The sequence below is a fragment of the Anaeromusa sp. genome (genome assembly GCF_028691475.1).
Lineage (GTDB): Bacteria > Bacillota > Negativicutes > Anaeromusales > Anaeromusaceae > Anaeromusa.
On the sequence record NZ_JAQUZF010000045.1, the window covers coordinates 1 to 20,773 of the forward strand.

General features: G+C 48.7%; 20 protein-coding genes and 1 pseudogene. All 21 read left to right on the plus strand.

Translation table 11 applies throughout. The features are described from left to right. The first annotated feature begins 324 nt into the window (after positions 1 to 324). Positions 325 to 1,209, plus strand: coding sequence for a lysophospholipid acyltransferase family protein (locus tag PHF27_RS07640; RefSeq protein ID WP_300068048.1), 885 nt, complete (start codon positions 325 to 327; stop codon positions 1,207 to 1,209). Between the two features lie 43 nt (positions 1,210 to 1,252). Continuing rightward, positions 1,253 to 2,089, plus strand: coding sequence for a UDP-3-O-acyl-N-acetylglucosamine deacetylase (gene lpxC, locus PHF27_RS07645; RefSeq protein ID WP_300068051.1), 837 nt, complete (start codon positions 1,253 to 1,255; stop codon positions 2,087 to 2,089). Then, a complete protein-coding gene (gene fabZ, locus PHF27_RS07650; protein WP_300068053.1) occupies positions 2,089 to 2,526 on the plus strand; it encodes a 3-hydroxyacyl-ACP dehydratase FabZ in 438 nt (145 codons plus the stop codon). Before lpxC ends, fabZ begins: the two co-directional genes overlap by 1 nt. 202 nt (positions 2,527 to 2,728) lie before the next feature. Next, positions 2,729 to 3,547 (plus strand): acyl-ACP--UDP-N-acetylglucosamine O-acyltransferase, encoded by an 819-nt coding sequence (gene lpxA, locus PHF27_RS07655; RefSeq protein WP_300068055.1) that lies wholly within the window; start codon positions 2,729 to 2,731, stop codon positions 3,545 to 3,547. 117 nt (positions 3,548 to 3,664) lie between these two features. After that, the gene (lpxI, locus tag PHF27_RS07660; protein WP_300068057.1) at positions 3,665 to 4,471 is read left to right on the plus strand and encodes a UDP-2,3-diacylglucosamine diphosphatase LpxI; all 807 of its coding nucleotides are present in this window, start codon (positions 3,665 to 3,667) and stop codon (positions 4,469 to 4,471) included. 99 nt (positions 4,472 to 4,570) lie between these two features. Beyond that, the gene (gene lpxB / locus PHF27_RS07665; RefSeq protein ID WP_300068060.1) at positions 4,571 to 5,725 is read left to right on the plus strand and encodes a lipid-A-disaccharide synthase; all 1,155 of its coding nucleotides are present in this window, start codon (positions 4,571 to 4,573) and stop codon (positions 5,723 to 5,725) included. Continuing rightward, positions 5,718 to 7,463, plus strand: a complete 1,746-nt coding sequence (locus PHF27_RS07670) for an ABC transporter ATP-binding protein (protein WP_300068064.1) — start codon at positions 5,718 to 5,720, stop codon at positions 7,461 to 7,463. Before lpxB ends, PHF27_RS07670 begins: the two co-directional genes overlap by 8 nt. Positions 7,464 to 7,466: 3 nt before the next feature. After that, positions 7,467 to 8,753: a 3-deoxy-D-manno-octulosonic acid transferase gene (locus tag PHF27_RS07675; RefSeq protein WP_300068067.1), complete on the plus strand. Its 1,287-nt coding sequence runs from the start codon at positions 7,467 to 7,469 to the stop codon at positions 8,751 to 8,753. Between the two features lie 46 nt (positions 8,754 to 8,799). Further along, positions 8,800 to 9,963 carry a tetraacyldisaccharide 4'-kinase gene (gene lpxK, locus PHF27_RS07680; protein WP_300068070.1) on the plus strand — a complete coding sequence of 388 codons (1,164 nt, stop codon included), beginning with the start codon at positions 8,800 to 8,802 and terminating at the stop codon, positions 9,961 to 9,963. Next, entirely contained in the window at positions 9,960 to 10,688 is a 729-nt protein-coding gene (gene kdsB / locus PHF27_RS07685; protein WP_300068073.1) for a 3-deoxy-manno-octulosonate cytidylyltransferase, read from the plus strand. The genes lpxK and kdsB overlap by 4 nt, the downstream gene beginning before the upstream one ends. Positions 10,689 to 10,849: 161 nt before the next feature. After that, positions 10,850 to 11,674: a 3-deoxy-8-phosphooctulonate synthase gene (kdsA, locus tag PHF27_RS07690; protein WP_300068076.1), complete on the plus strand. Its 825-nt coding sequence runs from the start codon at positions 10,850 to 10,852 to the stop codon at positions 11,672 to 11,674. A gap of 29 nt (positions 11,675 to 11,703) precedes the next feature. Continuing rightward, entirely contained in the window at positions 11,704 to 12,276 is a 573-nt protein-coding gene (locus PHF27_RS07695; protein ID WP_300068079.1) for an HAD hydrolase family protein, read from the plus strand. A gap of 66 nt (positions 12,277 to 12,342) precedes the next feature. Beyond that, the gene (locus PHF27_RS07700; protein ID WP_300068082.1) at positions 12,343 to 13,239 is read left to right on the plus strand and encodes a lysophospholipid acyltransferase family protein; all 897 of its coding nucleotides are present in this window, start codon (positions 12,343 to 12,345) and stop codon (positions 13,237 to 13,239) included. Beyond that, positions 13,236 to 13,775: an LPS export ABC transporter periplasmic protein LptC gene (gene lptC / locus PHF27_RS07705; protein ID WP_300068084.1), complete on the plus strand. Its 540-nt coding sequence runs from the start codon at positions 13,236 to 13,238 to the stop codon at positions 13,773 to 13,775. The genes PHF27_RS07700 and lptC overlap by 4 nt, the downstream gene beginning before the upstream one ends. A gap of 17 nt (positions 13,776 to 13,792) precedes the next feature. After that, positions 13,793 to 14,590 (plus strand): LptA/OstA family protein, encoded by a 798-nt coding sequence (locus PHF27_RS07710; protein WP_300068086.1) that lies wholly within the window; start codon positions 13,793 to 13,795, stop codon positions 14,588 to 14,590. Between the two features lie 96 nt (positions 14,591 to 14,686). Then, positions 14,687 to 15,406, plus strand: a complete 720-nt coding sequence (gene lptB, locus PHF27_RS07715) for an LPS export ABC transporter ATP-binding protein (RefSeq protein WP_300068088.1) — start codon at positions 14,687 to 14,689, stop codon at positions 15,404 to 15,406. 90 nt (positions 15,407 to 15,496) lie between these two features. Then, positions 15,497 to 16,585, plus strand: a complete 1,089-nt coding sequence (locus PHF27_RS07720; protein WP_300068091.1) for an LptF/LptG family permease — start codon at positions 15,497 to 15,499, stop codon at positions 16,583 to 16,585. Between the two features lie 289 nt (positions 16,586 to 16,874). Next, on the plus strand, positions 16,875 to 18,083 hold the full coding sequence (locus tag PHF27_RS07725) for a DUF3084 domain-containing protein (RefSeq protein WP_300068094.1): 1,209 nt from the start codon (positions 16,875 to 16,877) through the stop codon (positions 18,081 to 18,083). Positions 18,084 to 18,247: 164 nt separating this feature from the next. Continuing rightward, positions 18,248 to 18,649, plus strand: a complete 402-nt coding sequence (locus PHF27_RS07730) for a pre-16S rRNA-processing nuclease YqgF (protein ID WP_300068096.1) — start codon at positions 18,248 to 18,250, stop codon at positions 18,647 to 18,649. A gap of 381 nt (positions 18,650 to 19,030) precedes the next feature. Beyond that, complete coding sequence (locus PHF27_RS07735; RefSeq protein WP_300068099.1) at positions 19,031 to 20,302, plus strand: S-layer homology domain-containing protein; 1,272 nt, start codon at positions 19,031 to 19,033, stop codon at positions 20,300 to 20,302. 214 nt (positions 20,303 to 20,516) lie between these two features. Next, positions 20,517 to 20,773 (plus strand): annotated as a pseudogene (locus tag PHF27_RS07740) (hypothetical protein); the annotation flags it as partial.

Genomic DNA, 20,773 nt, shown 5'->3' on the forward strand with positions numbered 1-20,773 from the left:
CGCAAAAACCACTTCACTACCAGCCTAGCCTGTCTAGCCAAAGAATCTACAAAAACATATATCGAGAAATACTGCGATTAAAGAAGAAAATCGAAGCTACTGCTTGTTTATTAAGGGAGTAACAGAGTAAGCAGAGGGAAACAGAGAAAAAATTAATTAAAGTCCTAAGGAATTTGCGTCATTGCGAACGCAGCGCGGCAATCTCTTATACTGTGTTCTTATAAATATATTCTCTGGCATTTCTCTGTTACTCAGTTACTCTGTGTGTCGTTCCTTTCTTTTTTATCCTTCTTTTCTGTATCTTAATGTATCGAGGAGTGTCAAATGCTGTACTTTATTGTAAAGCTTCTCAGCCGTCTGGCTTGCGCTCTTTCCTCAGCGACGGCTAAGCGGTGGGGCGGCTACCTGGGGTGTGTAGCCTGGAAGCTGACTCCGCAAAAAAGAAAAAAAATGGCCATTGAGAACATTCGACTGAGTTTAGCTGTTGACCAAACAGAAGCGGAGCGTGTAGCTCGCGCCAGCGCGGTGCGTTTTGGCCCTATGTTTATGGAAGTGCTGCGCGTGCCGCTTTTATTAAAGCAGCCTCTCGATAGCTGGATTTCCTTTACCGGTGCGGAGCATCTGGAACAAGCCTTGGCGTTGGGGAGAGGCGTTGTTTTGGCGACCGCCCATAGCGGCAACTGGGAGCTCTTGGGCGCCGCCTTGGCGAAACGAGGCTTTCCGTTGGTGGCAGTAGTGCAAAAGCAGACAAATGATGCGATGGACCGTTTTATTAACGAATATCGTCGCCAAAGTGGCATGCATGTGACCTATAAAACAGGCGTAAAGGAAATGATTCAGCTTTTAGGCGAAGGACATATTATCGGTTTGCTGGTGGATCAGGATGCAGGGCCGGAAGGCGTGCGGACGCAGTTTTTTGGTCGCGAAGCATCCAGTCCTCCAGGTGCGGCGCATTTGGCGCGTATGCGCCAGGTTCCGATTGTGCCGGCTTTTATTACGCAAGAGGCGGATGGACGGCATCATGCCTGGCTTTATCCGCCGGTATTTGTCGAGAAGACGGGAAATAAAAAAGAAGAAATTCAGCAAACAACGCAAGTGCTGACCCAATGCGTCGAGCAGCACATTCGGCAGTATCCTGAGGAATGGTTTTGGCTGCATAATCGCTGGAAACACGGAGACAAGACAGAAACTCTTGCGTTGCACACGTAAATCCGCTAGAATAAACAAAGGCTTAATGCTTTTGGGAGGAATCATGGAACGACAAAGTACTCTGGCAAGGGAAGTTGCCTATAGCGGGATTGGCCTGCATTCCGGACGGGAAGTGAAAGTGCGTTTTTTGCCGGCGCCTGCAGATACGGGAATCCTTTTTGAACGGATTGACTTGCCCGGCAGACCTCGCGTTCCGGCGCAAGCGGCCTGTGTAACGCAGACCATGCGGGCGACAACGTTGGAAGCGGGTGAAGCCAAGGTTTTTACGGTGGAACATATCTTGGCGGCATTTTCCGCGTTGAACCTTGATAATTGTCTCATTGAAATTGATTCGATGGAACCGCCTGTGGCGGATGGCAGCGCTTTGCCGTTTTTGGAGCTCTTAGCAGAGGCGGGGCGTTGTGAGCAGCAAGCGTTACGATCGGTTTACTGTATCGAAGAGGCGTTTATAGTGCGAGATGGAAATCGGTTCATTTCTATTTTGCCGTATGATGGCTTTCGTATTACTTTTACGTCGGTTAATCCGCACAAGGCGATTGGAATTCAATTTGCTGATGTGAAAATTACCAAGGATTTATTTTGGCGAGAGATTGCCCCGGCGCGGACCATCGGCTTTGTCCATGAAATAGAAGTATTGCAGGCGCAAGGCTTGGCCTTGGGCGGCAGCATGGAAAACGCAGCCGTGTATGATGAAAATGGCGCGGTTAATGTACTACGTTTTTCGGATGAATTGGTCCGGCACAAGGTGCTGGATGTGGTTGGCGATTTAGCGTTGGCAGGTCCGATTAAAGGCCATGTAGTGGCAGTATCGTCCGGTCATGCATTGAATACAAAACTGTCGCAGTTAATTGCTGCGGCCAGGCAGGGAGGTTGCGCATAGTGGTATTAACTATTGAAGAAATCAAGGAAATTATTCCTCATCGGTATCCGTTTTTATTGGTAGATCGCATTTTGGAGTTGGAGCCCTTAAAGCGTGGCGTCGGCATAAAAAATGTGACTGCTAACGAGCCTTTTTTTCAGGGGCATTTTCCGAATAAACCGGTTATGCCGGGAGTATTGCTGCTGGAGGCTATGGCGCAGGTTGGCGGGGTTTCTTTATTGTATCCGGATGAAAACCGGGGCAAGATTGCTTATTTTGCCGGTATGGAAGGCGTTAAGTTCCGTAAACCGGTCGTACCTGGCGATCAGGTGCGTATGGAAGCGGAAGTAACCCGTCTGCGCGGTTCCGTAGGTAAAGTGCGTGCAGAGGCTTTTGTAGAGGGTCAATTGGTAGCGGAAGCAGAGTTTATGTTTGCCCTGTCGGACAAGCAAGAATAAAAAACATAAATAGCAAGAAAAACAGTGATGTTGCCTAGGAAAACAAAACTAGAGCAGTATAGTTCAGCGTAAAGGCTTTTTTTGCAAAAAAAGATGATGTTTCTATTTGACTGAGCAGTCGGAATATAAGAGCAGAAAAACAGCCTGAGAGTAATGACCTAACAGTATTGACAGAGACTCAGTCAGAAGGAGTTGTCATATTATGCAAACGGATAAAGTAGTACCTTTGCGTATGATTCACGAGATGGCAGTGGTTCATCCCAATGCGCGTCTTGGCAAGGATGTTCAGATAGGCCCCTACGCAGTCATTGGTGAACATGTAGTGATTGGCGATGGGACGAAAATAGGCCCGCATGTGGTTATTGACGGCTGGACTAGCATTGGCAAGGACTGTGTTATTTTCCCCAGTGCTTCGATTGGAGCGGAACCGCAGGACTTGAAATTCAAGGGCGAGAAAAGCTATGTGTTTATCGGCGACCGGACGACATTGCGCGAATTTACCACGGTAAATAGGGCAACTGGCGAAGGCGAAGAAACACGCATTGGCTCTGATTGCTTAATGATGGCCTATACGCATGTGGCGCATAACTGTATAGTAGGCAATCACGTAATTATGTCCAATGCCGCTACGCTGGCAGGTCATATTATTGTGGAAGATCGCGTTGTAATCGGCGGTTTGTCCGGGGTGCACCAATTTGTTAAAATTGGCCGCAATGCGATGATTGGCGGCGCTTCCAAAGTGGTTCAGGATGTGCCTCCCTTTATGATTGCCGACGGGCATCCGGCCAAGGTAGCCGGCTTGAACAGCGTAGGCATGTCTAGAGCGGGCGTGCCGAAAGAAGCGCGGCGCGAACTGAAAAAAGCCTATCGGATTTTATACAAGAACGGTTTATCGCTGGATCAAGCGATTGCAATGATGGAACAAGAACTGGAAGCATATGAAGAAGTAGAACACTTCTTGCGCTTTTTGCGCAATGCGGAGCGGGGTATTTGCCGGACGCGCCGTGACAGTAGTGAATAAGTTGCAGCAGAGGAAGAGTTGCTGCAGAGTACAGGGTATTCTGTAGCGAACTCTTTCTGTTGTTTTGGAGAAACTAAATTAGCTTTTCGTTTTAATTTGGATATGGGAGCGGTGAATATGCAGAAAATCGGTTTGCTTGCCGGCGTCGGACGACTGCCGGTTGATTTTGCGTTCTGTGCGCGAAATTTAGGTTTATCTGTTGTGGCGATAGCGGTGTTGCCTACTGTGGAGAGCGACTTGGCGGAAGCGGCTTCTGTATATCATCAGATTGGCGTTGGTCAGCTGCAGCTTTTAATTGATACCCTTCGCCAGGAAGAGGTTTCCCAGGTTACGATGCTAGGGAAAGTAACCAAGGAACTGCTTTTTTCCGGTAAAGTGGAGTTGGATGGCCGATTCCAACAGTTACTGGCGTCATTGCCGGATCAAAAGGATGACACCATTTTGTTGGCCTTAGTGAAAGCATTGGCCCAAGAAGGCATTCAAGTGGCGGATCAAACGGCTTTGTTGAAAATGCTGTTGCCGCAGCCGGGCGTTTTGACCAAGCGTCAGCCTACGGAAGCCGAATTGGCGGATATGGATTTCGGCTTGTCCATGGCTAGAGAAATAGGCGCTTTGGATATTGGACAGACAGTGGTAGTAAAAGATCGGGCCGTTATGGCGGTAGAGGCGATAGAAGGCACTGACGCCTGCATTCGTCGCGGCGGTGCCTTGGCTGGAGGCAGCGGCGCTGTAGTGGCCAAAGCAGCTAAACCCCAGCAAGACCAGCGCTTTGACATGCCTGGCGCGGGTCCCGCCACCATTCGCTCCATGATCGAAGCCGGTGCGTCCGCCCTTGTGCTGGAAGCCGGTAAAACCTTGCTCGTAGACCGTGTAGAAGCCATTGCCTTGGCCGATGCGCATAGTATCACGATTGTGGTAAAATAGTAATTTTAAATTTCGCATCTCGTAACCCTCATACGTACCCTCCCTTTACTCACTCTACTCCTGTTCGTTAATATATTTTAATTCCTAGGAGGATGTCTCATGTGCAAAATCATGCTTTCCGCCGGCGAAGCCTCCGGTGACCTTCATGGCGCAGGCATTGCAGCGGCGTTGCGCGCCATGAAGCCGGATGTGCGTTTGTTCGGCATGGGCGGCGCAGCCATGCGCCGCGAAGGCGTGGACATTCTCTATGATATTGCCGACTTGGGCGTTATTGGCATAGTGGAAGTTATTAAAAATTTACCGCGGTTATTCCGTCTGCGCGATGTTTTAGCGGCGGCGATGGATCGGGAAAAGCCGGATATTTTAGTTACTATTGATTATCCCGGCTTTAATATGCGCTTGGCGAAAATCGCGAAAGCCAAAGGTATTCGTGTTGTTTCCTATATAGCGCCTTCTGTATGGGCTTGGGGCGAGTGGCGGGCTAAGGGCGTGGTACGCTCAGTTGATCATATTGCTTCTATTTTTCCCTTTGAAGCGGAACTGTACCGGCGCTACGGCGGCAACGTGACCTATGTGGGCCATCCGTTGTTGGATTTAGTGGGAACGAAACGCAATACGGCAGAGGCGCGAGCCTTTTTAAAACTGCAGCCGCAGGAGCGGATTGTTTTGCTGTTGCCTGGAAGCCGGAAACAGGAGATTAAGAGCCTGCTGCCTTTGTTTTTGGAAGCAGCCCGGCAGGTGGCGGCAACGGTGCCGGAAGCGGTATTTGTCTTGCACTTGGCTTCAACGGTAGCAGAAGATATGGTGCAGCCAGCGATAGAAGCAGCTGGCTTGCCTGTTCGTTTGGTGCGGGAGTATTTGTACGACTGGATGCAAGCGGCGGAAATCGCAATGGCGGCTTCCGGTACGGTGACCTTGGAAGCGGCTTTAATGGATTTGCCTTGTGTTGTGACTTATAAAGTGAATCCCTTAACCTATGGTTTAGGAAAATTGTTGGTGAAATTACCGTATATCAGCTTGCCCAATATTATTGCGGGGCGGCAAGTTGTGCCGGAACTCGTCCAAAACGAAGCGCAGCCGCAGCGACTGGCCGCAGAGGTCTTGAAGTATCTTCAAGATGCTGAGCATTATGCTGCTACGCACCGCGCTTTGGAGGAAGTCCGTCATAAATTGGGGGAAAGCGGCGCCGTTCAGCGTGTTGCGGCTTTAATTTTAGCGGAAGCATCCGGCAGCAGGAGGAAAGTGCATGAATAGCTATATGCGGCTGCTAAAATATTTGCGGCCTTATTTGCCTCGTTTGGGAACGGCGATTTTTTGCATAGTCCTGGCTTCGGCGGCAAACTTATACGTTCCTTGGATTATTAAAGACGTGATCGATAGAGTCTTAGCCGAGAAAGATATGATGATGCTCAATCTCATTGCAGGCGGCATCGTCGTGGTTTTTTTGCTGCGAGGCATTTTTTTCTACGGGCAAAGTTATTTGATGGCCTATGTGGGACAAAGAATTGTCATCGATATACGCGAAGACATCTATCGCCATTTGCAAAGATTGTCGCTCTCTTTTTATTCGCGCAACTCTACCGGAAATATTATGAGTCATGTTACTAATGACGTAGCGGCTGTGCAAGGAGCGTTGGCGGATACTCTGATTGAGTTGATTACGGAGAGCGTTATTCTGATCGGCTCCATTGGCGCTATGTTCTTTTTACACTGGAAGCTTGCTCTATTTACCTTCATTACGGTGCCCTTGGTTGGGCAAACTATTAATGTGTTCGGTAAAAAACTGCGCGCTTCCGGCAATGTAATGCAGGTTAAGGTGGCTGATATTACGTCGGTTTTGCAAGAGGCCATTTCCTCTATTCGAGTTATCAAGTCCTTTGCCCGAGAAGAGTTTGAAATTGAACGCTTTCAAAAGGAGAACTTTTCCAACTTTCGGGCGCAAATGAAAAACGCCCAGCTTATGGCTACGCTGACTCCTTTAATCGAATTTTTAGCGGCGATCGGCGTGACGCTGATTATCTGGTATGGAGGCTGGGAAGTTATTCATGGGGATTTGACGGCAGGCGCGTTAATTGCTTTCTTGATTTATGCTGTAAATTTATCGAATCCGGTCAAAAGAATCAGCAAATCCTACGGAGTGGTACAGCGCGCTTTAGCGGCAGCCCAGCGTGTCTTTGAAGTGATTGATACCCAACCGGATGTGCAGGACGCGCCGGGGGCGGTAGTGTTGCAAAAATCCCAGGGACATTTGGTATTTGAAGGGGTCGACTTTTCCTATAATCCGGGAGAACCGGCTTTGCGTCAGGTGTTTTTTGAAGCCCATCCCGGGCAGATGATTGCCATTGTCGGTCCTTCAGGCGCGGGTAAGACAACCATAGCCGCCCTGATTCCGCGGTTTTATGATCCCCAGCAAGGGACAATTTATCTGGATGGCGTTGATATCCGCACGGTGACGCAAAAGTCGCTGCGGGAACAAATGGCCATTGTGCCGCAAGAAACGGTGCTTTTTAATCGTTCCGTGTATGAAAACATTCGCTACGGTCGTTTGGAGGCAACACAGGCAGAGGTCATAGCAGCTGCTAAAGCAGCTAATGCGCATGACTTTATTACAGCTATGCCTCAAGGCTATGAGACTCCTATTGGCGAACGGGGCTGCATGCTTTCCGGCGGTCAGCGGCAACGTATTGCGATTGCCCGGGCTATCTTGCGGGATCCGCGCTTGCTGATTTTGGACGAAGCTACGTCGGCTTTGGATGTGGAAAGCGAACAGTTGGTGCAGGACGCTTTGGATAAACTGATGGTAGGGCGTACCTCCGTGGTTATCGCCCATAGACTGTCAACGATTGTCCGGGCGGATTGCATTTTGGTTATGGATCAGGGACGGATCGTGGAGATGGGCTCTCATGAAGCATTGCTGCAGGCTGGCGGTTTGTATCAGAAGTTGTATCAGGTTCAGTTTCGCGATACTGGGACAGAAAGCAGCGGGGTTTAGAAGATGCGCTTTTTTTACAATCTCATGACTGTTATACTAGTGATAGCCGCCATGCCGGTATTTGCTTATCGGTGCCTCCGGCAAGAAGGCTTTGCCGAACGATTGCGCCAAAGTTTCGGTTGTTTGCCAGCGCATGCGCTGGATAAAGTGGCGCATAAAAATTGCATTTGGCTGCATGCGGCGTCAGTAGGCGAGATTGTTGCTACCAGCCCTTTGGTGAAAGAACTGAAGAAAGCCATGCCGGGAACGCCTGTGTTGGTATCGGTTGTCACAGCCAGCGGGTATTCCATGGCCAAACGCATTCTGACGGATGTGGACGGACTGATCTTTTTTCCCTTGGATTTACCATGGCTGCCGCGCAGAGTGCTTGCCCAAGTTCGGCCTCAAGCTTTTTTGCTGGTAGAAACCGAGCTATGGCCCAACTTCTTGTATGCGGCTAGACAATACAAGATTCCGGTAATGATGGTAAACGGGCGAATTAGTGACCGCAGCGTGAAACGGTATCATTATCTTAAAGGTATTTTGCGGGACATGCTGGACACAGTGGAACGTTTTTGCATGCAATCTGCGATTGATGAGCAATATATTATTCAACTAGGCGCTGACCCGCATAGAGTGGTAGTAACAGGCAACACCAAGTTTGACCAGACCTACACGCATGTATCGCCTGAAGAAAGAGAAGGTTTGAAACAAGAGCTGACTCTTACAGGACATGAGCCGATTTTGGTTGCCGGCAGCACGCATGAGGGTGAAGAGGAAGTATTGCTTACGGCTTTTTTAAAGGTGCGGCAGCAATATCCTCAAGCGGCCTTAATTTTAGCGCCCCGAGAAATTTTACGCGTAGACGAGTTAGTGAAGCTCTGCTTGACAAAGGGCTTGCCTGTACGTCGTCGTACGCAACAAGCCAATCAGGGCGGTCAAGGCAGCGTGGTTATTCTGGATACTATTGGGGAATTAGGACGCATTTATAGTGTTGGTGACGTTGTCTTTGTCGGCGGCAGCTTGGTGGCTCATGGAGGTCATAACATTTTAGAACCGGCGGCGCATGGCAAGGCAATTTTGATCGGTCCTCATATGTTCAATTTTAAAGAAACGTATGCTTTATTTTCTGGACGGCAGGCGTGTAGTACGGTCTGTGATGCGCAAGAGCTAACAGAAACCGCGTTGCATTTGCTGCAAGACAGCAAGGAGCGCCAGCGCATGGAAGCGTTGACTCTGGATATTGTCCGCGAAAATAAGGGGGCTTCTCGGCGAAGCATTTGCTATTTGCAGGAACTTTTGCAAAAATAGCGAAGCCTTTCGAATGGAGCCAACTACGAGAGAAGGCGGGGCATGTATGCGCCAACGAGAAGCGATTCAGGCATATTTATATCAATTAGTACATGGGAAGGAAACAGGAATACTGGGAAAGCTTATCTTGCTATTCTTGCGTGTTTCTTCCTGGCTTTACGGCGCCGGTCTGACTTTCAAGCTCAACTTGTATCGGTGGGGCTTACGAAAGCGGTATAAGCTTCCCTGTAAAGTCATTAGCTTAGGCAACGTTACCGTAGGCGGCACAGGCAAGACGCCGACGGCGCAACGGTTGGCGGCGATTATTCGCGATATGGGCTATCGGGTCGTGCTTTTGAATAGGGGTTACCGGGCGAAGTGGCGGGGCACCGTAGGGCTTGTTTCCGATGGAAAGCGAACCTTTATGACGGCCAGCGAAGCCGGCGACGAAGCGTTTTTATTAGCTAAAAATCTGCCGGGCGTGCCGGTCGTAATCGGGCGGAACCGAGCGATTACCGGCGAATATGCCGTTAGAGAGTTGAAGGCACAGGTTGTCATTTTGGATGATGGCTACCAGCATTGGCAGCTTATGCGGGATTTGGATATTGTTTTGATTGATACGTTGAATGTATTTGGCAATCGTTATTTGCTGCCGCGCGGCACTTTGCGAGAACCCTTGGCCCATCTGGATAGAGCCCATGCTTGTTTGCTGACCAAAGTAGACCAATCCAGTCCGGATACGAGGGAGATTATCCGCAGTACAGTGCATCAATACAATCAGGATGCGGCGATTATTGAAAGCGTACATCAACCAAGGCATTGTATTGAAATACGAGAATGGTACCAAGGTCATCCGCCGCAAAAAATGCCTCTTTCTGAAATCGCAGGAGTCAAGGTCATGGCGCTTTCTGCGATTGGCAATCCTTCTTCCTTTGAACAAACTATTTCCGACATCGGTGCCTGTGTGGTTGCTTCCGCTCGGTATGAGGACCACCATGACTATACGATGGCGGAAATGCAGCAGGTCATGCAAGAAGCGGTGGAAGCCGGTGTAAAAGCCATTATTACAACCGAAAAAGACGCCGTAAAGATACCGGCGGAATTTATTCACTCGGATCGTCCTTTGCCCGTCTATATTTTAGGGATTGAATTGCGATTTATGGACGGTTGCTATGAACAACTCTTGGAGCTCATTCGCCGAGTGGTGGAAGGGGAGAAACGAGAAGTATGAAAACCGTATGTGTGATTCCGGCGCGTTATGCATCCACAAGGCTGCCGGGAAAGCCGCTGGCGTTGTTGGCGGGTAAGCCGATGATTCAGCATGTATACGAACAAGCCGTCCAAGCGCGGGGGGTTCAAGAAGTTTTGGTAGCTACGGATGACGAACGCATTGTAAAAGCGGTAGAAGCCTTCGGCGGCCAGGCGATATTGACCTCTAGCGCTCATCCTACAGGAACGGACCGGTTGGCGGAAGTGGCCCGTAAACACACGGATGCGGATATTATCATCAATGTTCAAGGTGATGAGCCCCTCGTGGAACCGCAAGTTATTGAAGCCTTGGCAGCAGCTTTTGTAGAGCGACCTGCTTTGCAAATGGCTACCTTGTGCACGTCCCTGCTGCCTGAAGAAGCGGCGCAGGACAGCGTGGTCAAAGTGGTGCTGGACCAGCAGGGCTATGCTCTGTATTTCTCGCGTTCTTTGATTCCCTTTCCCCGTAAACCAGGCTTGGTTCAAGCCTATAAACACCTGGGCCTTTACGGATATCGGCGTGATTTTTTGTTGGAATACGCGGCAATGCAGCCGACTCCCTTGGAGCAGACGGAATCGCTCGAACAGCTGCGGGCGTTGGAATATGGTCATAAAATTCTAGTTCTTCCGACCGAACACGCCTCCGTTGGCGTCGATACGCCGGAAGACCTCAAACGCGTGGAAGCAATCCTGCTGAGTCGTAGATAAAAGTACGGGAGCGGGATTGAACAAGAGAATCGGAGAATCTGAGGGTACGACAGAGAGAAAATTAAAGATGTTAGCATCAAAAAATTGTATCCCTCCTTCGGTCCCTCCGGTCACTCCGATTCTCTTGTTCAATACTTTGTTCTTAATCAAGGAGGTTGACTATGCATACTGTGAAAATCGGTTCTTTGGAGCTTGGCGCACAGCGCCCGATCGCTCTGATTGCAGGGCCTTGCGTAATTGAAGACTACGAACGGACACTTCGTATTGGCCGCGGAATCAAGGCCATTACAGAACGCCTGGGCATGCCGTATATTTTCAAAGCATCCTTTGATAAAGCCAACCGTTCTTCCTATAATTCCTTCCGCGGACCGGGCTTGGAAGAAGGACTTGGCATGCTTCAAAAAATTAAAAACGAATTAGGCTTGCCAGTTTTGAGTGATATTCATGAAATTACCCAAGTAGAGCCGGCTGCTAAAGTGCTGGACGTCTTGCAGATTCCGGCTTTTCTCTCGCGGCAGACGGATTTGCTCTTTGCAGCTGGGAAAAGCGGCGTTGCCGTCAACGTGAAAAAAGGACAGTTCTTGGCGCCCAATGATATGAAAAACGTTGTGCGTAAGCTCGAAGAAGCAGGCTGTGAAAATATTTTACTTACGGAACGCGGCTTTAGCTTAGGTTATAACAATTTAGTTGTTGATATGCGGGCCTTGCCGATTATGCGCTCCTTTGGCTATCCCGTTGTGTTTGACGCGACCCATAGCGTGCAATTACCAGGCGGGGCGGGCACGGCGTCAGCGGGGCAGCGCGAATATGTCGGACATTTAGCCAGAGCTGCGGCTGCGGTCGGTGTGGATGCTTTATTTTTAGAAGTGCATGACAATCCGGAAGAGGCGTTATGCGACGGGCCGAACATGGTGTATCTGGATCAATTGGAAGAACTGCTTCTTGATATCCAGGCTATTGACGGCATTGCTAGAAAACATAAATAAAAATTCGTGCCAAGGAGTGGTATAATAACATGGATATACCAATCAAGCAGACGAATGACGCAAACGCCCGAGCTTCCAAGGTGCGGCTGGTGGTTTTTGATGTGGATGGCGTGCTGACAAGCGGCCAAATTGCCATCGGCAAAGATGGCGAAGTAATGAAAGAATTTTTCGTACAAGACGGCTTGGGCATTGCGGTGACGCAGCGTGCAGGAATCAAAACGGCCATCATTACAGGGCGGGAAAGTGAAATGGTTCGTTTGCGCAGCGCTGAACTAAAAATTTGCGATGTTTATCAAGGGACGCTGGACAAACAGACGGCTTTGCGGGAATTGATGGATAAGCATGGTCTGGGCGTAGAAGAGGTTGCGTATGTGGGCGATGATTTAAACGATCTTCCTGCCTTAGTACAGGTGGGATTTGCCTGCGGCGTGGCTAACTCGGTACCTGAGGTAGCGCAGCGTTGTCATTACATCTCCGCACATCGCGGCGGCGGCGGCGGCGTGCGAGATGTTTTGGAGTTTATTTTGCGCAGCCAGGGCCTTTGGGATGGGATTGTCCAATCCTATGTGGAGGGCAGCGGCCAGCAGCATACTCGTCAGTAGTGGATACTTTTCATTTTATGATTAGAAGCAGTGGTAATATAATTGCTGTGAAAGGAGGGCATGACCATGAGCAATGAATGGCAATATCATTTGTTGAAAGCGCTGAGTCGGCTGATTTGTTTGCTGCCGTATGCATGCGTTGTCAAGTTGGGACGCTCCTTAGGCTTTTTGTATTGGTACATTGCCCCCAAGCAGCGACGTCGTGGTATTCGGCAAATGAAAGAACGCCTCGGACTCTCCCAAGAAGCTGCTGCTGCAGTAATGAGACGACTTTGCGGTAACCTGGGACAGACCTTTTTGGAAATTATGTTTACACCGAAACTGGATGCGCAACGAATTTCCCAGCTCGTGGAGATTGAAAACCGACAGTATTTAGAAGACGCTGTAGCCAGAGGGCACGGAGTAGTCTTTTTAACCGCTCATATCGGCAATTGGGAATGGCTGGGAGCGGCCTTGTCTATGGCTGGGTTTCCGATGACAAGCGTAATCAAGCGCCAGCCGAATGATCAGCATACCCGGCTGCTCAATGAATATCGAGAGCGAGTGGGCATCGAAATTTTTGCCCGGGGAACGACGGAACTGATCGGGGCGGCTAAGGCGATGAAAAAGGGGAAAATTCTAGGATTTTTGGCAGACCAAGACGCTGGCGTTGATGGCCTTTTCCTGGATTTTTTCGGAAAACCGGCTTCGACGCCTCTGGGGCCGGCTGTTTTTGCACGCAAGTTTAAAGCGCCGGTGATGCCTGTATTTATCGTGCATAAACCAGATTATAGCGGCCATAGGGTGCTGATTTATCCTCCCTTGGAATACGAAAATACGGGAGAAGAAAAAGAAGACTTGCGGCGGTTGACTTTGCAAATGACGCAGTTATTGGAAGAAGTTATTCGGGAACATCCTGATGAATGGATTTGGTTCCAAAAGCGTTGGAATACTAAGGTGGATGGGAGCTGTGAAGAAGCATGAAAAAGGGCCGCTGGCTTTTAATAAGTTTTATGGCTGCTAGCGTGCTTTTTGGCGCGTACTATTTATGGCGTGAAGAGTTCCCGGATCCGCCGAAGGAAGTAGTCCAAACGGAAGAAGAACCCATCTTCATGGAGGGAAACACCATTTCCGAAAGCAAGGACGGTAAGCTGGTCTGGGAAGTGACGGCGCAGAGCATGCGGGGCAGCAAAAATAGCCAGGAGATTACCCTGCAGAATGTGCGTGGTGTTTTCTACCGACCGCAAGGAGGAACCGTGATTTTGACAGCGCCAGTGGGCGTGTATGTTCCTAAAGAACAAACTCTGCGTTTTACAGGAGATGTCAAAGCGGTATCCAGTGATGGCGACACTTTTGTAGCAAAAGAAATGGGCTGGCTTGCGAAAGAAGAGCGTATTTACGGGCAAGGGCAAGCGCAGCTTAACCGCAAGGAATCACAAGTCAGTGGCGACCGCATTGAAAGTGACCGGGATTTTCAAAAATCTAAGGTTATTGGCAATGCCCGTTATGTGAAGCAATAGGAAGGAGAGGCTGGAGTATGAAATTCTGGAAAAGCAAAAAAATGGCAATGGCCTTGGCGTTAGCGCTAGTCTGCAGCAGTTCGCTTCTAGCGCTGGCGGCGCCGGGAGAAAAGACTGAAGTAACGGCCGATACCTTTGATTACGATTCGGCAACAGGCATGGTACTAGCCAAGGGGGGCGTAAAGGTTGTACGCGGCCAGCAAACCATGACCGGACAGACGGTAGAATACAACAGCAAAACCCAAGACGCTCATGTCAGCGGCGGCAATGGCGTGCAGGTAACTGGACCGGATTTGAATATGACATCTGTGGAATTGTGGTCTGTAGGCGGCAAACAGCTTATTGCGCAGGGAAATGTAGTGGCTGTAAAAGGAGACAAGCGCCTAATCGGCCCGCGTGTGGAGTATTTCCAGGAAAGTGAAATCGCCATTACCCCGCAGGGCGGAACCATTTTTATGACGGACGGCAATATGACGGCGGATCATATCCAAGCGTTCCTCAAGGAAGATCGGGCTATAGGTACGGGTAATGTACACATTGTCAGCGAGGCACGCAAGCTGGATGCTACATCTGACCTGGCTACGTATTATGGCGAAAAAAGCGGTCAAGATCGCAGCAAGATCATCATGACTGGCAACGCCAGAGCTGTGCAGGACGGCAATGTACTTGTCGGCAATACGCTGAATTTGTATTTGGATGACAAAGCCATGGAAGGCACCGGACGCGCCCGTCTAGTCATTACCAACCCTAACCCCAGCACCGGCGTTCCGCAAAACAAACCTGCTGAGGAAGTGCAGGATAATAAAGATAATTAAATAAACCGTACCTCGTCACCCTCCTGCGTACCCTCCGATTACTCCCTTTACTCTTGTTCAATCCTAATTCTTATCCATTGAAAGAGAGGCTTCTGCATGTATATCCAAGCCAATAAGTTGGTAAAAAGCTATAAGGGACGCGCCGTGGTGGATGGCGTCAGCATTCGGGTAGACCAGGGATCGATAGTGGGATTGCTGGGACCCAACGGCGCCGGGAAAACCACCACGTTTTATATGATTGTTGGCTTGGAGAAACCGGATCAGGGCAGTGTCGTGATCGACGGCGAAGATGTGGCGAAACTGCCTATGCATGTTCGCTCCAGCTATGGTCTGGGATATTTGCCGCAAGAAGCTTCCATTTTTCGCAAGCTCTCGGTGGAAGACAATTTAATGGCTATTTTGGAAGTTACTCCTCTTACTGCGTCGGAACGCAAAGAAAAACTGGAAAGCTTGCTGAAGGAATTTCATGTAGAGCATGTGCGTGATCGCTTAGGGTCACAGCTTTCCGGCGGTGAGCGGCGTCGGGTGGAGATTGCCCGGGCCTTAGCGACAGAGCCCAAGTTTATTCTCTTGGATGAACCTTTTGCTGGTGTTGACCCTATTGCTGTGGCGGATATTCAGGAAATTATCAGCTATCTCAAAGAACGAGGCATTGGAATTTTAATTACCGATCATAATGTGCGCGAAACCCTCAGCATTGTTGATCGAGCTTATATTTTGAATAATGGTCGAATTTTAATTGACGGTGACCGTGAAACCATCGCCAATAGCGATATAGCCCGCAAATTTTATTTGGGTGAAAATTTCAGCTTGTAATGAGCCCTTTTATAAGCATATTTCTAAGAGCCGAACCTTGCATGCGTTACCCATTCAACAACGGCTCACGAATGAGGAGAGAGTGTCTGGATGCGCATTTTAGATAAATATATTTTAAAGGAATTATTAGGCCCTTTTGTATTCGGGGTTTGCTCGTTTTCCAGTATATTTATTGGTACGAGCACATTATTTCGTATTGCTCAATATGTAACAAAATACGGCGCCAGCTTGTCGAGTGTAATCAAGTTATTTATTTATAGCTTGCCTAGTATTATTGTTTTAACGTTCCCCATGTCAATGCTACTGGCAGCGCTCCTGGCTTTCGGACGTCTGTCGGCGTCCAGCGAATTGACGGCGATGAAATCCGGCGGCGTTAGCTTTGCCAGACTCGCAGCGCCTGTGTTTATTGTCGCTTTTTTTGTCAGCGTCTTTGCAGTAGCTTTTAATGAAAAAGTGGTACCGGCGGCCAACGAAGCGTATCGGTATACTGTGCAGAATGAAATCGAAAAGAATACCAAACCCAAGGCGCAAGATCATGTTATCATTAAAGATATCGAGCAGGGGAAAATTACCCGCTTGACCTATGCCCGTAAATTTGATGAAGAAACAAGCAGTATGAATGCTGTTACCGTACAAGAATTTGAAAATGATCAAGTGGTTCGCATTCAAAACGCTGAAAAAGCTGTTTGGAATGAAGGCCGTTGGGAAATGGAGCATGGCGTTATTCACGATTTAACGCCGGACGGCGGTTTGAATCGAACGATTCGTTTTGATAAGCAACTTTTACCAATTGATAAAGCCCCCAAGGATATTTCAAGGGAGCAAAAAGAACCAGCGGAAATGACCATTCGAGAACTAAAGCTGCATATTAATGCTTTGAAGAGAGAATACGTGAAGACAGGGACCTATGAGGTGGAATTGCACCAACGCTTCACGATTCCATTGGCTTCCTTTGTCTTTGCTTTGATCGGCACTCCCTTGGGCTTGGCCCCGCATCGCTCCAGTTCCTCCATCGGCTTGGGCATCAGCATTGTCGTCATTTTTATCTACTATACCATTATGACTATTACTACCGCCTTGGGGCAAGGCGGTGCTATTCCAGCTATACTGGCGGCGTGGATTCCCAATCTTGTCGGCATCCTTGCTGGTGCGTGGCTCATCTGGCGTAAATCCAGGTAGGAGTACGGAGCAACGGTTTTTGAACAGGAGTACGACGGTGCCGGAAGCACCTAGGGTCGGTTGCGCCATGGACGGCGTAGCAACCGACGTCTACTGCTTAAAGTGAGGGCTACGGAAGCGTTGTTATTATTATTTTAAATATTACTCGGCACCCTCAGTCGTGCCCTCAGATCACTCCCGCGACTCCTGTTCGTTATTTCTTGTATGGACCGTAACCCTCATACGTTTCCTCCCTATACTCCCTATACTCTTGTTTGTTATCTATTTCCCCGAAGAGGAGGCTTGGCTCGTGGACGGTATTATTTTGATTTTAGTGCTGATTTTAATGGGCGGAGCCATTGCTTTTATCGGAGATCGCCTAGGGTCGAAGGTCGGTAAGAAGAAGCTGACCTTGTTCGGTTTGCGTCCCAAGCATACTTCCACAGTAGTAACGATTGTCACCGGGATTTTGATTGTTACCGCTACCTTTGGTATTTTGACGGCTGTGTCGCAGGACGTGCGTACGGCGCTTTTTGGCATGGAAAAACTGAAAGCGCAAATGGCGGAGCTGCAGAAGGAAGCAAAGCTTAGTCAGGAAGCTTCCGACAAGGCAAAGGCCAGTTTGGCCGAGAAAACTACCGAATTTGCTGCGGTTAGTGAGCAAGTAGAAAAAATGAACCAACGCTTAGCGGTGGTACGACAAGAGCTGCAGCAGGCTGTGGCCGAAAAAGACCAGGCGGTGGAAGCGCTAGCTGCCTCGCAGGGAGAAGTGAATCGTCTGCAGGCGCAGCAGCAAGACTTGGAAGAAAAGATCCAAGAGTTGAATCGTAATAAAGAGAAATTGAAAAGTAACTTGGAAGAGCTGCAGGAAATTGCCGCCAAATTGCAAACCGGCATTCGCGTAGTTCGCGAAGGAGCTATTGTCTTCCAGGCAGGAGAGGTGCTGGCTTCGCGTTCGGTTGATCCTCTCGAATCGCAAGAACAACTGCGTCAAGAGCTGGAAGCTTTTTTGCGTGAAGCTAATGCGCAGCTTTTGCAGCGCTTGAATATTGATAAAGACCTGGGCTTACTCGTGATAAGCCAGCGTGAGTTTGATATAACTATTGATGAAATACGAAAAGCCGACTCGCCGCGCATTCTGCGCGTAGTGGCGGCAGGAAACACGGTTTACGGAGAGCCCGTATTCGGGGCCTTGCAATTGTACTCCAATCAGCTTGTTTTTGCGAAAGGTACGACTCTTTTGCAAGAAGAAAAGCAAGCGATCGCAGAAGACTCAGGGGCCAATGAAGGGGCTATTATTCTCTTTTTAAAACAAGTAAATGCTCTTTCCGTGCGCCAAGGAGTACTGCCAGATCCGATTTCAGGTATGGTAGGCTCGCTACCGGCCAATCACTTGTATGAAACGGCGGCTAAAATGAGTCGCCTCGGCGGACGCGTGGAGCTTTCGGCGGTTACTATAGAAGATGTGCATACCGCAGGTCCCGTGCGTATTGAACTCCGTGTCCGGGCTATAAAGTAAAACGATAGAGAAGAAGAGGGCGAGATATATAAACAAAGAGTAGAGGGAGTAGAGTGAGGGCTCGCGGGAGAATTGTATTATTTTTTATTTCTCTCTCATACCCTCCATTTACTCCCTCTACTCCTGTTTAATATTTGTTTTTGCCTTTTACAGGAGGAGTAACGATGATTGCAGCAGTGGATCCGGGGCGGGAGAAATGCGGCGTAGCCGTGGTAGCGATGGATGGCTCTATCGAGAAGCGACTCGTTGTGCCGACCCCAACTTTGCAAGAAGAGATATCCTCAATTTTGGCAACAGGCAGGATCCAAGTCCTCCTTTGCGGCGACGGCACCGGTTCAACGGCGCAAGCAGCTATGCTGCAAGAACTGGCAGCGCAGCATAAGGCGCAATTTCTCGTCGTGGATGAAAAGCATACAACAGAGCAAGCACGCAAATTGTACTGGCAGCAACAGCCTCCACAAGGCTGGCGGCGCTTACTGCCTATCACTATGCAGACTCCGCCTGTGCCGGTAGACGACTACGTGGCCGTCCTCCTGGCCTGGAAGTACCAGAAGAACGAAAATTGAACAAGAGTAGAGGGAGTACAGGGAGGGCTCGAAACACGGTATTTTTATTCTCTCACGTACCCTCACTCTACTCCCTTTACTCCTGTTAAAACAACGTACTCCGTACTCGTTCTTTACTTTTCTTTTTTATTATGGTACACTACATCTAGTTCTTGGACCGCCCGGTCAAAGACTGAAAAATATTTGAAAAAAGTTTTTCGGTTTTGCAGGAGTTTTGAATCCAAGGGCGAAATTAATTAGGCGTGACCGGATGAGTACATATTTACTTAGAAGTAGAAAAAGGCTATTGAGGAAACGTGGATACTCATGAGCTGCTTTCTCCGACTGGGGTTTATGTATTTGTCTGTGCGCAAATACAAAATTCTTAGGAGGAATGAACACATGAAAAAACGTCTTGTAACTGCTCTCGCTCTTATGTTCGGCCTCGGCATCGGCGCTACCGCCTTTGCAGCTGCCAATCCTTTCGTCGATGTTCCGGCGAAACACTGGGCTTATGATGCTGTAAACAAACTGGCTAAAGCTGGTATTGTTGACGGCTACGGCGACGGCACCTTCCGTGGCGATCGCACCATGACCCGTTATGAAATGGCTCAGATCGTTGCTAAAGCTATGGCTCGTAGCGACAAAGCTGATGCTGAAACCAAGGCTACCATCGATAAGCTGGCTACCGAGTTCAGCGCTGAGATCGAAAACCTCGGTGTTCGTGTTGCCAAGTTGGAGAAAAAATCCGACAATGTCCGTTTCGACGGCAACCTGCGTGTTCGTTACAACAACCAGAAGCTGAGCGGCGCTTCTGAAGCTGGCGCTAGCGATCGTTTGATTCGTATGCGTTTGGCTGCTCATGCTGCAGTAAATGAAGACTGGAACGTTCATGCTATGTTTGAAACCAACATGAATGACGTAAACAGCGATAATTCTCTTACTGCTAATGATTCCAAAGTATACCTGAACACTGCTTATGCTGAAGGCCCGATTGGCGGCACTACAGTTAGCGTTGGTAAATTCATTCAGACTGAAACTGGCGACCTGTTCTTGGATGAAACCTTCGTCAAAGGTATTCGTTTTGGCTTTGGTAACCAGTTGAAAGCACAAGTTTTCTATGGTTCCATTGATCCTAATTCCTACAGTTACATTGGCACAGGTACCAATACTTCCACTGCTTATGGTACGTCCTTGAACTGGGCTGCTAACAAGAACCTGAATGTGTTCGGTTCTTATACTCACTTCAAAGATCGTAACAACGATAACACTGCATTCTTTGGTAACAAAGACAACATGAATGCATGGGATATCGGTGCAGCCTACAAATTTGCTCCGGACTGGAAAGTAACGGCTGTTTACGGTGCTACCAATGCCGATACCCAGAACAAAGCGTTCAAAGGTGAATTCCAGTACAAAGCGATCGACCTTAACAAAGTTGGTACCTGGCAGGCAGCTCTGGGCTACTGGAAACATGAAGCCAATGCTACTTATGACAGTGGCTTCGTTACTGACAGCATCAAAGGCCAAGGCATGAAAGGCTGGTACTTCGACGGTGCTTATGTACCTGCGAAAAACATCAAACTGCGTGCTATTTACGGCGATCTCAAAACCACTACTGGCAATGAGATTAAAGACAAATACACCCGTCTCCAAGCTGAATTCTTCTTCTAAATCGAAGATCAACGGCAAAGAAGCCCTGCAATTGCAGGGCTTCTTTTTTTCTTTACTTTTTTTTGTTGTCATGGTAAAATTCTATCTACGTCTAATAGGAGACAGAAATATCGAGCAAAAGTACAGATGAGGAAACATGGACACTTGTTTGGAAATATTGCTGGTAATATGTAAATAAAAGACGTACAATCATATATAGCAAGGAGAGATTCAGATGAAGAAAAAACTTTTGATGGCAGCTATTGCTGCAATGATCGCTATGCCAACTACGGCAGCTTTGGCGGCGCCAGTGCAAATGGATGGGGAAATAGAAATGCAGTACAGTCAAGATAATGCGACCAAACAAGATGGTGGTCGCTTTACGCTGAAACTGAATGCCAAAACCAATGTAGCTAAAAATCTGGACTTCTATGGCCGTTTTGCTGCGCAAGGCATTACGGAACAAGAATTCCGCAATGATTTCCGTATTGC